The following is a 12,911-nucleotide window of genomic DNA, read 5'->3' as shown; positions in this document are numbered from 1 at the left end:
TCTGTAAAGAAGTGAGAAAGTCAACTTTCTAATTAAAAACTAGTGCATCAATCGATGCACTAGTTTTTTTGATGCTTGTATTAAGAATCGAACTATGCTACAATCTTGTAAAACAAGCAAGGACACCAAGATATGAAAAGTGAATACCAAAAAATGATTGCGGGAGAACCCTATCACCCCTTCGACCCAGAATTGCGTGCTCTAGCACAAACAGCACGACAAAAGCAAGCCTCCTTTAACGAAGAAGTCGATCCACTAAAAGGTATGGAAATCATCAAAGGGTGGTTTGGGTCTACCGGAGAAAATCTCTATATCAATACTCGCTTGGTTGTGGATTATGGTGTCAATATTCATTTGGGAGAAAATTTCTATTCCAATTGGAATTTAACCATGTTGGATGTTTGCCCTATTACTATTGGTGATAATGCTATGATTGGTCCTAACTGCCAATTTTTAACACCCCTCCACCCTCTGCATCCAGATGAACGAAATTCAGGTTTAGAATTTGGGAAACCAATCACGATTGGTAAAAACTTTTGGGCAGGAGGCGGCGTTACTGTCCTTCCAGGCGTAACACTAGGGGATAATGTTGTTGCAGGAGCGGGGGCAGTCATTACCAAGTCCTTTGGTGACAATGTCGTTCTGGCAGGTAATCCAGCACGGGTTATCAAAGAAATTCCAGTTAAAGAAAATTAAAAGAACAGCAAGATGCTGTTCTTTTGCTTATTAGAGGTTTTTTCTCTTCTTAGCTTTTTTAGTGAGAGCCACATCGCATTCAGCAATGTTGCGTGTAAGATAGCTAGCGACTTGGAAGTCATCGGTATCAGATTTTAGCTCGACTTCATAGACGATTGTTAAATTATCACCTGCGTTAGTGCTATTGATTGTAATCATATCAACTTCTGAGCAGAATTGGTCAAGAGCAGTTTGGACAGCGTCCTGAACTTTCTCTTGATTGGATACCGTGATTGTCAAAAGTCTACGACGTTGATTGTCAGTTTTGACTTGTTGATTCTCCAAAAGCAACCAAACACCCAAGATAAAGAGTGTGAAGAGAATGGCCAAGAAGAGGTATCCTGTTCCACAAGCCAAACCGATAATCATGGCTAGGAAAATAGCAATCAGTTCTCTTGAACCACTTGTTGCAGAACGGAAACGGATTAAACTAAAGGTTCCGGCTACAGCAATCGAAGTACCCAAGCTACCATTGACTAGAAAAATAACCAAGGTCATGAGGCTGGGAAGCAGAGTCAAGCTGATAGCAAATTCTCTAGTATAGAGGGTTCGATATTTGTAGGTCCAAGTGAGAGCCAAACCAAGAGTTAGACTGATAAGTAGAGCCAGCAGCAGTTGGAAAGGGTCTGCACTGGCGGTGGCATTGTTGAAGATGGAATTAAATAGATTAAGCATAAACAGTACCTGCGCTTTCTATACTGGGTCGTGGTACATAGGGAAGTCCTTGAGATTTGTGGTAAGCACAACTGTATTTTGAAAATTTGTGCTCTATCAAACCATACTTGTCTAGGATGTCCTGCAGCCACTGGGGCTTGTTCCCTGGGGCTTTAATCTCCATAATCACAGTATGGTCATCCAATAGAGGAGCCCCTTGATTTCCAGAGAAAAGATTGACATTTTCATCTCTATAGACTAGATTTTGGTCAATCGTGATACGAATTTTATTATAGTTGTAGCCTTCAATGTATTTTTTTTCTTTTAATGAATAACGATCGTAGTAGATAAACATACGAGGCTTGATGCTCTGTTTGTAGTCCTGATGAAGTTTTTTCACTTTTTCAATGACGACTTTATCTGTGATACTAGCATCCAAGTGCCCTTTGGTCATAAAATTAAGGATAGCAATAGGAGTTGAGAGTAGTCTAAACTTACGACTAACTCCTTCTTGGTCCTTGGTCTTGATTTCTAAAAAAACTTGACTATCTGCTTTGGGTTGACTGAGATAGGTCCGCATCCGTACCTTTTCTTTTCGCTTATCTCCAAAATTGTCATCTAGGAGAACGTCAAAGTCTTCTGTATCAAAATAGATATTTGAAATGGTTGAAATGGGATAGTCGTCTTCTACTAAATATTCCTTTAAATCATGGATGAGTTTATCTAACATTTCTTTGGAGACAATATATTTGGTTTCAATTCGTTTGAAAGTTGTTTCGATTGGTTTCATAAATCCTACTCCTCTAACTCTTTAGTTATACTATTTTTAAACAAGGTCAACTTGCTTGCTTAAGATTTTAAAGGGGTTATCTAAAACTATTGTTAAATTTAACTTAATTGAAACTAAACTTAAGAAAACTTTCAGAAAAAGTTTAGGCTTCTTTTAGGAAAGTCCCGTAGACTAAGAGCATGTAAATGAAAGATGAGGAAACGAGCATGAAAGCAAAAAAATGGACATTCTTATTAACGAGTATAGCAACTCTAGCACTGGTGACAGCTTGTTCCCAGTCAACTTCAAATACAACAGCTAGCAATACTACCACAACGACATCCGCTACAAATGCTAAGAAAACGAGCTACTTTACAGACAAGGACTATGATACTTCCTATGATGAAAAGACAGCAGCAACTGTAGCTCTGTCAGGCTCAACAGCGACGGTATCAGGTGACGGAGTTGCTGTATCAGGATCTACTGTTACCATCTCTAAGTCAGGAACCTATGTAATATCTGGTCAATCTGATGGAGTTCAAATCAAGATTGCGGCTGAAAAAACAGACGATGTACATATCGTCCTAAACGGTGTGACTATGACCAATACCAATGCAGCTATATCTGCAACATCAGCCGGTCATGTTTACCTAACTCTAGCAGATGGTACAACCAATAGCCTATCAGATTCTGCTTCTAATAGTGATGCAAAAGCTGATGCAGCCCTCTTCTCTAAAGTGGATTTGACCATCAATGGGAAAGGAACTCTCAATGTAGATGGTAAGAAAAACAATGGTATCAAGGCTAACGATACACTTCATATCACAGGCGGAACCTTTAACATCACAGCAGTTGGAGATGCCTTTAATGTCAATGATGAACTTAACATCACTGGAACAACTATGACTATTGATGCCAAGGAAGATGGCGTCAAGGTCGACAATGATGAGGATACATCTGTAGGAACCATGTATCTCTCTGATAATACCATCACTGTTACTGCAGGGGACGATGGTATCCACGCATCAGGTGATTTGGTTATTGATAGTGGTACCTACACTGTTAAGAATTCTACAGAAGGGCTTGAAGGTAAGTCAATCACTATCAACGGTGGAGACATCACCATATACTCAACAGATGATGGTGTCAATGCAGCCAACAAAAATGCCCAACAAAGTGAAATATTCTTCACCATGAATGGTGGAAATCTAACGGTTGAAGTTGGTCAAGGGGATACGGATCCAATTGACTCAAACGGTAACATTACAGTTAATGGAGGAACCATCAAAATGACAGGTCAATCTGGTTTTGACTTTGATGGAACAGCGACCTACACAGGTGGTGAGATCTACCTTAACGGTGAAAAACAAACGGAAATCGTCAATTCTATGCCTGGAGGCGGAGGACCTCAAGGAAATGGTGGCCCTGGCGGTCCAGCCCCTGGTGGACAACCATAAAAAAATCTCCTTTCTCGAAAGAGAAGGGAGATTTTTTTGTTGGGGAAAAAGGAAGAGGAGATAAAGTTTCTTCTATCTCTTATACATACTAGCGAGCCTACTCCATTAATAACGATCAAGTCTATATCCAGCACCTCAAAGGGGTAATTTTCTGATGCTTAAAAGAGCAAAAAAACACCCTTATTCCAATGCTTTTCTAAGCTTGTGGAATAAGAGTGCTTATCGTATTAGAAATTATTCTCCGTCTTTTTTAAAGATGTTTTTTACACCAGATACTGCGCCTTCAACAGCCTCTTTAGCATCTTCGGCAACTTCTTTAGCTTTTGAAGCTACTTTTTCTGCAGCTCCTTCTGCTTGAGTTTTTGTATCGCCAGTTAGTTTACCAAAACCTTCTTTAACAGAACCTTTAGCTTGGTTGAATTTTTCTTCGATTGACATGGGGGTTACCTCCGTTATTTTATTGTATTATCTAAAACAAATCAGATAATAACTTAAGTATATACCCTTTTATGCTAAAAAGCAAAAAACTGATACGAAAAGCATCAGTTTATTTTTTAATAGGTTACAACATTCAACTGGCCTTTATCATATTCAGCGATAAATATATTAGAGACTTCTTCAAAACCTTCTTGTTTTAACTCATCCATTAACCACTCTTCAGTTTTGCCAATGGTTTCTAAGATTTCAACTTGGACAACACCATCTGTAATCACTGGGTACTTAGGATTTTCGTCACCCATTCTTACGACAATCAGCTGTCCGTTTTGCTCAATCACAGCTCTCTTGACATCCTTCAATTGGAAGATTCCTTGAGCGCGCAATTTAAGAGCAACATCAGCAGCAGCTAGACCTTTTGAGCGACAGGCTTCTGGATCTAATGTTCCATTTTTAATGATAATCATAGGTTTTCCGTCAATCAGATGTTTAATAAAGGAAACATTGGTATTCAACCATTTAAGGAGTAAGATAAGAATAGTCCAAATAATGAGGATAACAATGTATTGGATGATGGTGATAGAACTATTGTAGATAACCCCACCGATAATACCCCCGAGAACAAAGTTCTGGATTTGGTCCACTGCAGAACTTGGTGCTAGATTTCCTTTACCTGTTACGTTAATAACAAAAACAAGAGACAGAAGCCCCAAGGCTAATTTAATCGCAATTGTAGCAAAAAAGCTTATCATTTTTCAACCTCCACGAGTTCAACATCTGATTTATAGAGTTCCATTTTTTCTAATAAATAGCTATCTTGGTCAGTCCCGCTAATCGCACGATAAAAATTGTCGCCAACCTTAATAATCGCTCCATCAGTCACTGCTGATGTGTTGACATAAACATTCTTTTTATCAACACCTAACTCTTTTGATACAATCTCGATGAAGTGCAAGGAACTACGAAATTGATTATCATTGGATTGGTTGTTTTGGAAATTCGTAATGCTAATCAATACAAAAGCAATTAACGTCAAAATAGAAATGAGCGATAATTCACGGAACTTACTCCCTCTTTTATCTTTGAAAGCCTTAAATGCAAAGAATCCAGTCACAATCACTAAGAGCGTCGACACAATAATCATGACCCAATCCTGTTGACTGATTTGGCTTAGAACATAGTCGTATGAATAGAATTTCATAAGATTTCTCCTTTTTTAAATTCAATCTATTATAAACTAATTCCTAAGCTATAGCAATTTTAATATGACGAAAAAATTATTCAATTATTGTTTCCTATTTAAAACAAGTTTTTCTGATTTGCCTTAGGCTCCCGCCTTGACTTTCGTTTTGCTTTTGTTATAATAGTACAAATTTAGAGGAGGTACCCTATGATTCAAAAACACGCCATTCCTATTTTAGAGTTTGATGATAATCCTCAGGCAGTCATTATGCCAAATCACGAAGGCTTGGATTTACAGTTGCCAAAGAAGTGCATCTATGCATTTTTGGAAGAAGAGATTGATCGCTATGCTCAGGAAGTAGGGGCGGACTGTGTTGGTGAGTTCGTTTCTGCCACCAAAACCTATCCAGTTTATGTCATGGACTACAAAGGCGAAAAAGTTTGTCTAGCCCAAGCTCCTGTCGGTTCTGCCCCAGCCGCCCAATTTATGGATTGGTTGATTGGCTATGGTGTGGAGCAAATCATTTCCACTGGAACCTGTGGTGTCCTAGCCGATATAGAGGAAAATGCCTTTCTGGTTCCAGTCCGAGCCCTGCGTGATGAAGGGGCTAGTTACCATTATGCGCCACCTTCTCGTTATATGGATGTACATGTAGAAGCGATTTCTGCTATCGAGCAAGTCTTGGAACAATTAGGTATTCCTTATCAAGAGGTTATGACTTGGTCGACAGATGGTTTTTACCGAGAAACAGCTGAAAAAGTTGCCTATCGTAAGGAAGAAGGTTGTGCAGTTGTGGAGATGGAGTGTGCAGCTCTTGCAGCAGTTGCCCAACTTCGAGGGGCAGTTTGGGGACAACTTCTATTCACAGCAGACTCTCTAGCGGATTTAGAAAATTATGATAGCCGTGATTGGGGCGCAGAAGCTTTTGACAAGGCCTTGGAACTCTGTCTTGAAATTGTTAGTCATATGTGACTGCTTTAACGGTTTTATGGTACAATGTAGCTATGTTATTCAAATTATTTTCGAAAAAAATAAATACGACCTTGGGGCGTTTGTCATCTGCTCGTCGCATTTTTTTAAGTTTTGCATTGGTTATTTTCGTAGGCTCTCTCCTTTTGAGCCTGCCATTTGTGCAAGCAACAAGTTCCCAAGCGACCTATTTCGACCATCTATTTACAGCAGTATCCATGGTCTGTGTGACAGGACTCTTTACTCAACCAGTAGCTGCAACATATAACATCTGGGGTCAGTTAATCTGTATGTTTTTGATCCAGATTGGTGGTTTGGGTCTCATGACCTTTATAGGGGTCTTTTATATTCAAAGTAAGCATAAGCTAAGTCTTCGTAGCCGTGAAACAATTCTGGAGAGCTTTAATTATGGAGAAACTCAGTCTTTAATGGTTTTCATACGTTCGATTTTCTTGACGACTTTTCTCATTGAAGGGCTAGGAGCTTTCCTTTTAAGTTTTCGTTTTGTTCCTGAATTTGGTTGGGGCCGAGGAATTTTTACCTCTATCTTCGTAGCTATTTCAGCTTTCTGTAATGCTGGTTTTGATAATTTTGGAAGTACAAGTTTAGTAGCTTTTCAAACTGATCCTTTGATTAATTTAGTGATTGCTGCTTTGATCATCACAGGTGGCCTAGGTTTCATGGTCTGGTTTGATCTAGCTACCCAGTTAGGAAAGAAGAAAAAACGTCGGCTTCGCTTCCATACCAAATTGGTTCTCTTCTTGACAGCTGGAATTTTATTTACTGGAACAGTTTCAACCCTCTTGATAGAGTGGAACAATCCGGGAACGATTGGCAATCTCAGCATCCCTGATAAATTACTAGTCAGTTTTTTCCAAACCGTTAGCATGAGAACGGCAGGTTTTGCTTCTATTGATTATACTCAAGCTAGACCTGTTACACTACTGATCTATATTTTACAAATGTTTCTTGGTGGCGCACCTGGAGGAACTGCAGGGGGGCTGAAAATCACAACCTTCTTTGTCTTATTGGTCTTTGCACGCAGTGAGCTTTTAGGCTTGCCTCATGCGAATGTAGCTAGAAGAACGATTGAACCTCGTACAGTCCAAAAATCTTTCAGTGTTTTTATCATCTTCTTGATAACTTTTTTATCGGGCTTAATCTTAGTAGGAATAACAGCCGAGGGGAATCCGCGCTTTATCTACATCATGTTCGAGACAATTTCAGCTCTTGCTACGGTCGGAGTAACTGCCAATCTGACACCAGAATTAGGCAAATTAGCTCTTAGCATTATCATGCTACTGATGTTTATAGGACGGATCGGACCACTCACACTATTAGTCAGTTTGGCTGAATATCAACCAGATAAGAAAGACATGATTCATTATATGAAAGCTGATATTACCATAGGATAAGAAAGGAAATGCTATGTCAGATCGAACAATTGGAATTTTAGGTTTGGGTATTTTTGGGAGTAGTGTACTTACCGCTCTCGCTCAGCATGATATCAATATTATCGCCATTGACGACCATGAGGAACGAATCAATCAGTTCGAACCAGTCTTGGTTCGTGGAGTTGTTGGAGATATCACAGATGAGGAACTCTTGCTCTCGGCAGGGATTGATACCTGCGATACAGTTGTCGTGGCAACTGGGGAAAATTTAGAATCGAGTGTGCTTGCAGTCATGCATTGCAAAAGTCTGGGAGTGCCGACAGTTATTGCCAAGGTCAAAAGTCATACAGCAAAAAAAGTCCTTGAAAAAATTGGTGCAGATTCAGTTATTTCACCAGAATATGAGATGGGTCGTTCGTTGGCGCAGACTATTCTGTTTAATAATAGCGTAGATGTTTTTCAGTTGGACAAAAATGTCTCGATTATCGAGATGAAAATTCCACAATCGTGGGCAGGTAAGAGTCTAAATCAACTTGATCTTCGAGGACAATACAATCTCAATATTCTTGGTTTTCGTGACTATGAAAATGCTCCTCTAGACGTTCAATTTGGACCGGATGATCTATTGAAAGCTGATACCTACATCATGGCGGTGATTAATAACCAATATTTGGATACCTTGGTTGAATTAAGTGATTAAAAAGAGAACTAGCTTCTCTTTTTTCTTTTTTTGTAGAGGAATATGTTCGATATAAGTAATTTATAAGAAGGATTTAAGAAAAATTTTAACTTTTTCTTAATCCTTTTTAATTTTAGGAGATTATACTTAAATCATCAAAAACATATCAAAGGAGAATCCTATGAAATTCAATCCCAATCAAAGATATACTCGCTGGTCTATACGCCGTCTCAGTGTCGGTGTAGCTTCAGTTGTTGTGGCTAGTGGCTTCTTTGTCCTAGCTGGTCAACCAGCTTCAGTTCGTGCAGATCAAGTGAAACCTACGGCAATGCCAGTTGTCCAAACTGAGAAAGACATGCCTAAAGAAGTCAAGGAAACTAGTGAGATGCCAGAAAAAGCTACTGAGCTTCTTATGGACTCTAAGAAAGAAGTAGGAACTACAGAAGCTCCTACTAAAGAAGAAATGCCTGTAGAAACAAAAACTACAGATCCTGAAACTGCTAAAAAAATGGAAGAAACTTCTAAAGCTGAAGTGACTGAAATGCCTAAATCAGGAGCAGAAACTCCTGAAATGGCTCCAGCACCTAAGGGAGAAAGTCCAGTTGCTAAGGAAGAAATGGTAACTAGTACTGACCAAGTTAAAAAAGCAGTAGCTGACAACGTTAAAGACAGCACAGATGTTCCAGCTAGCTACCTTGAAAAAGCAAATGTTCCTGGTCCCTTCTTGGCAGGTGTTAACCAAGTGATTCCTTACGAAGCTTTCGGTGGTGACGGTATGTTAACTCGTCTCTTGCTCAAAGCAGCCGACAAGGCTCCATGGTCGGACAATGGAACAGCAGGAAATGCAGCAATTCTTCCACTTGAAGGTTTGGCAAAAGGTCAATATTTCTATGAAGTAGATTTGAACGGTAACACAAGTGGTAAAGAAGGTCAAGCCCTTCTCGACCAACTTCGTGCTAACGGCACACAAACATACCAGGCAACCGTTAAAGTATACGGTGCTAAAGATGGTAAACCAGATTTGACAAATGTTGTAGCGACACGCATGATTGACGTGAACTTGAATGGCATAGTTCCTGCTGACCAAGTTAAAAAAGCAGTAGCTGACAACGTTAAAGACAGCACAGATGTTCCAGCTAGCTACCTTGAAAAAGCAAATGTTCCTGGCCCCTTCTTGGCAGGTGTTAACCAAGTGATTCCTTACGAAGCTTTCGGTGGTGACGGTATGTTAACTCGTCTCTTGCTCAAAGCAGCCGACAAGGCTCCATGGTCGGACAATGGAACAGCAGGAAATGCAGCAATTCTTCCACTTGAAGGTTTGGCAAAAGGTCAATATTTCTATGAAGTAGATTTGAACGGCAACACAAGTGGTAAAGAAGGTCAAGCTCTTCTCGACCAACTTCGTGCTAACGGCACACAAACATACCAAGCAACCGTTAAAGTTTACGGCGCTAAAGACGGCAAACCAGATTTGACAAATGTTGTAGTGACACGACAAATAATGGTTCAATTGCATGATAAAGATATGACTACTCAAGACAACCAAGCTGGAATGGACGCTGAAAAAGACATGAAATCAGAAATGATGGGAATGAATCATGGTATGGAAAATATGAAAGTGAACCAACCAGGTCAAGGTCAAAAAGTTGAACAAATGAAGAAAAGTGATAAAGGTATGTTACCAAATACCGGTGAAGTTAAGTCTAATACAGCAACTATCGGAATCTTTGGTCTTGTCTTAGCTGGTGTACTTAGCCTTCTTGGTGTAAAAGCTAAACGAGATAATTAAAATTCAAATCATTTAAAAATTAGTAAAAATAGTGTTATACTAAATCCAAGTATAACGCTGTTTTTATAAGGGGAATAGGAATGGAAAAGACAATTTTACTCGTGGATGATGAGATTGAAATTATAGATATTCAAAAACGATACCTAATCCAGGCAGGATATCAAGTATTGGTTGCCCATGACGGGCTAGAAGGTTTAGAAATTTTTCAGAAAAAACCAGTAGATCTAATCATCACAGATATCATGATGCCTAAAATGGATGGCTATGATTTTATCAGCGAAGTCCAATATTTATCCCCTGATCAACCTTTTCTCTTTATCACTGCCAAGATTAGTGACCAAGACAAGATTTACGGCTTAAGTTTGGGAGCGGATGATTTTATTACAAAACCGTTTAGTCCTCGTGAGTTGGTGTTGCGAGTTCATAATATTTTTCGCAGAATTCACCGCAGTGGGGAAACTGAACTGATTGAACTAGGGGATTTACGGATAAACCATGCCAATCACGAAGTTCATATCGGGCAAGAGTCTTTAGACTTAACTGTCAAATCTTTTGAACTCCTCTGGATCTTGGCAAGCAATCCTGAGCGAGTCTTTTCAAAAACCGAACTCTATGAAAAAGTATGGCAAGAAGAGTATGTCGATGACACCAACACTCTGAATGTCCACATCCATGCTTTGAGACAGGAGTTGGTCAAACACGCAAGTTCCAATACTCCAGTTATCAAAACAGTTTGGGGGCTTGGCTACAAGATTGAGAAAGCGAGGTAATGAATGAAATTAAAAAGTTATATCGTAATTGGCTATTTAGTCTCTACCATTCTGACAATTCTTGTGGTCTTTTGGGCAGTCCAGCGAATGCTGATTGATCAAAAAGAAATTTATTTCTTGGTCGGAATGACACTCGTTGCCAGTTTCATCGGAGCTGGAATTAGTCTCTTTCTCCTCTCTCCGGTATTCTCTTCGTTGCATCATTTGAAAAAGCAAGCTAAAAGGGTAGCAAGTCGAGATTTCAGTGGAGAAACTAACATAAAAGGGCCAACTGAGTTTCAAGAGTTAGGGCAAGCTTTTAACGATATGTCTCATGATTTACAATCAACCTTTGAATCCCTTGACCAAAGTGAAAAAGAAAAAGGGATTATGATTGCCCAACTTGCTCATGACATCAAAACGCCAATCACATCCATCCAAGCAACGGTGGAAGGAATCCTTGATGGTGTTATTAAAGAAGAGGAACGGGCGCATTATCTAATGACTATTAGTCGGCAGACCGACCGTCTAAATAAATTAGTGGAAGAACTCGGCGCTCTTACGCTAAATACCCAATCCAAGATAGAATCACCAAGAGGGATTGAGCCTGTATTTCTGGATCAGTTATTAATAGAAGCAATGAGCGAATTTCAATTTTTAATTGAAAAAGAAGAACGGGATGTGTACATACAGGTTAGTCCAGAGTATGCCCGTATCCAGGTAGACTATGATAAGATTTCGCGAATTTTGGTTAACTTGCTTAATAATGCTTTTAAATACTCGGAACCAGGAACTAAGATTGAAGTTGTGGCTCTGATTGAGGACAAGAACTTGACCATTAGTGTCAGAGATGAAGGATATGGAATTGCTCCAGAGGAGTTGGACAATATCTTTAAGCGTCTCTATCGGGTAGAAACATCTCGCAACATGAATACTGGAGGTCATGGCTTAGGCCTTGCAATTGCGCGTGATCTAGCTCGCCAATTAGGTGGGGACATCAGCGTAGAAAGCCAATATGGCGTAGGAAGCAAGTTTATCCTTAGTCTCAATCTGAACGAAAAGTAAAATAGATAGAAAAATCTCTTTACAAATGCAGTTTTTCATGATACAATAGCCTTTGTGTGAAATAGCAGCAGGAAAGCATGAAGCTCGTCAACAGGTGTCTTCTGATAAGTAACCTTGGCTGTTTAGGCGAAGGGCATCTGCACGAATCAGGGCTTTCTAAGTGACTATTTCCGCCGAAATTATATTTATATCAGGAGGACATACATATGTCACGTTATACAGGACCATCTTGGAAACAAGCTCGTCGCCTTGGCCTTTCACTTACAGGTACAGGTAAAGAATTGGCACGTCGTAACTACGTACCAGGACAACACGGACCAAACAACCGTTCTAAATTGTCAGAATACGGTTTGCAATTAGCTGAAAAACAAAAACTTCGTTTCACTTACGGTGTAGGTGAAAAACAATTCCGTAACTTGTTCGTACAAGCTACAAAAATCAAGGGCGGAATCCTAGGTTTCAACTTCATGCTTCTTTTGGAACGTCGTTTGGATAACGTAGTTTACCGTCTTGGTCTTGCGACTACTCGTCGTCAAGCTCGTCAATTCGTAAACCACGGTCACATCCTTGTTGATGGAAAACGTGTTGATATCCCATCATACCGCGTAACTCCAGGTCAAGTAATCTCAGTTCGCGAAAAATCATTGAAAGTTCCAGCAATCCTTGAAGCAGTTGAAGCTACTCTTGGACGTCCAGCATTCGTATCATTCGATGCTGAAAAATTGGAAGGTTCATTGACTCGTTTGCCAGAACGTGATGAAATCAACCCAGAAATCAACGAAGCACTTATCGTTGAATTCTACAACAAGATGCTTTAATTTTAAGATATATCTTACGAAAAGCCTACAACAGTGGGCTTTTTGCTTTTCAAAAAATAAAAAAATAAGAAAAATTTATCTTAAGTTCTTGACAAGATTGTAAAAGTAGGTATAATAGAAAGAGTTGAAAAAGCTCAAGGTCCGTTGGTCAAGGGGTTAAGACACCGCCTTTTCACGGCGGTAACACGGGTTCGAATCCCGTACGGACTATGGGT

14 protein-coding genes and 1 tRNA gene are annotated in these 12,911 nt (G+C 39.6%); 10 read left to right on the top strand and 5 right to left on the bottom strand.

Annotated elements, in window-relative coordinates; all coding sequences use genetic code 11:
* Positions 1–132: 132 nt before the first annotated feature.
* The gene (locus KJR31_RS08305) at positions 133–696 is read left to right on the top strand and encodes a sugar O-acetyltransferase (protein WP_214262894.1); all 564 of its coding nucleotides are present in this window, start codon (positions 133–135) and stop codon (positions 694–696) included.
* A 30-nt stretch (positions 697–726) separates the two neighbouring features.
* Here KJR31_RS08305 and KJR31_RS08300 read toward each other — a convergent pair whose 3' ends face one another.
* Positions 727–1,410, bottom strand: coding sequence for a DUF4956 domain-containing protein (locus KJR31_RS08300; protein ID WP_214262893.1), 684 nt, complete (start codon positions 1,408–1,410; stop codon positions 727–729).
* Entirely contained in the window at positions 1,403–2,179 is a 777-nt protein-coding gene (locus KJR31_RS08295; RefSeq protein WP_214262892.1) for a polyphosphate polymerase domain-containing protein, read from the bottom strand. The genes KJR31_RS08300 and KJR31_RS08295 overlap by 8 nt, the downstream gene beginning before the upstream one ends.
* A 206-nt stretch (positions 2,180–2,385) precedes the next feature.
* Between KJR31_RS08295 and KJR31_RS08290 the strand changes: the two genes are divergently transcribed.
* Positions 2,386–3,615 carry a carbohydrate-binding domain-containing protein gene (locus tag KJR31_RS08290; RefSeq protein WP_214262891.1) on the top strand — a complete coding sequence of 410 codons (1,230 nt, stop codon included), beginning with the start codon at positions 2,386–2,388 and terminating at the stop codon, positions 3,613–3,615.
* A gap of 234 nt (positions 3,616–3,849) precedes the next feature.
* On the opposite strand, the gene KJR31_RS08285 is transcribed toward KJR31_RS08290, so the two are convergent.
* From KJR31_RS08285 to KJR31_RS08275, 3 genes are all read right to left on the bottom strand, one after another.
* Positions 3,850–4,053 carry a CsbD family protein gene (locus KJR31_RS08285; protein ID WP_000020982.1) on the bottom strand — a complete coding sequence of 68 codons (204 nt, stop codon included), beginning with the start codon at positions 4,051–4,053 and terminating at the stop codon, positions 3,850–3,852.
* A 116-nt stretch (positions 4,054–4,169) separates the two neighbouring features.
* Positions 4,170–4,802, bottom strand: a complete 633-nt coding sequence (locus KJR31_RS08280; RefSeq protein ID WP_214262890.1) for a DUF421 domain-containing protein — start codon at positions 4,800–4,802, stop codon at positions 4,170–4,172.
* Complete coding sequence (locus KJR31_RS08275) at positions 4,799–5,251, bottom strand: DUF3290 family protein (protein WP_214262889.1); 453 nt, start codon at positions 5,249–5,251, stop codon at positions 4,799–4,801. Before KJR31_RS08275 ends, KJR31_RS08280 begins: the two co-directional genes overlap by 4 nt.
* A 189-nt stretch (positions 5,252–5,440) precedes the next feature.
* On the opposite strand from KJR31_RS08275, the gene KJR31_RS08270 reads away from it, so the two are divergent.
* From KJR31_RS08270 to KJR31_RS08235, 8 genes are all read left to right on the top strand, one after another.
* Positions 5,441–6,205 (top strand): nucleoside phosphorylase, encoded by a 765-nt coding sequence (locus KJR31_RS08270; RefSeq protein ID WP_214262888.1) that lies wholly within the window; start codon positions 5,441–5,443, stop codon positions 6,203–6,205.
* A 32-nt stretch (positions 6,206–6,237) separates the two neighbouring features.
* Entirely contained in the window at positions 6,238–7,617 is a 1,380-nt protein-coding gene (locus tag KJR31_RS08265; RefSeq protein ID WP_214262887.1) for a TrkH family potassium uptake protein, read from the top strand.
* A 13-nt stretch (positions 7,618–7,630) separates the two neighbouring features.
* Positions 7,631–8,296 (top strand): potassium channel family protein, encoded by a 666-nt coding sequence (locus tag KJR31_RS08260; protein ID WP_214262886.1) that lies wholly within the window; start codon positions 7,631–7,633, stop codon positions 8,294–8,296.
* A gap of 160 nt (positions 8,297–8,456) precedes the next feature.
* The gene (locus tag KJR31_RS08255; RefSeq protein WP_214262885.1) at positions 8,457–10,064 is read left to right on the top strand and encodes an SSURE domain-containing protein; all 1,608 of its coding nucleotides are present in this window, start codon (positions 8,457–8,459) and stop codon (positions 10,062–10,064) included.
* An 80-nt stretch (positions 10,065–10,144) separates the two neighbouring features.
* A complete protein-coding gene (locus KJR31_RS08250) occupies positions 10,145–10,834 on the top strand; it encodes a response regulator transcription factor (RefSeq protein ID WP_214262884.1) in 690 nt (229 codons plus the stop codon).
* 3 nt (positions 10,835–10,837) lie between these two features.
* On the top strand, positions 10,838–11,878 hold the full coding sequence (locus KJR31_RS08245; RefSeq protein WP_214262883.1) for a sensor histidine kinase: 1,041 nt from the start codon (positions 10,838–10,840) through the stop codon (positions 11,876–11,878).
* 206 nt (positions 11,879–12,084) lie between these two features.
* A complete protein-coding gene (gene rpsD, locus KJR31_RS08240) occupies positions 12,085–12,696 on the top strand; it encodes a 30S ribosomal protein S4 (protein ID WP_004253981.1) in 612 nt (203 codons plus the stop codon).
* 138 nt (positions 12,697–12,834) lie between these two features.
* A tRNA-Glu gene (locus KJR31_RS08235) sits at positions 12,835–12,906 on the top strand.
* Positions 12,907–12,911 lie beyond the last annotated feature (5 nt).

Source organism: Streptococcus infantis, from assembly GCF_018499575.1.
GTDB lineage: Bacteria > Bacillota > Bacilli > Lactobacillales > Streptococcaceae > Streptococcus > Streptococcus infantis_K.
Note: the sequence above shows the minus strand (reverse complement) of the source record. Positions and strands in the feature narration are given on the sequence as shown.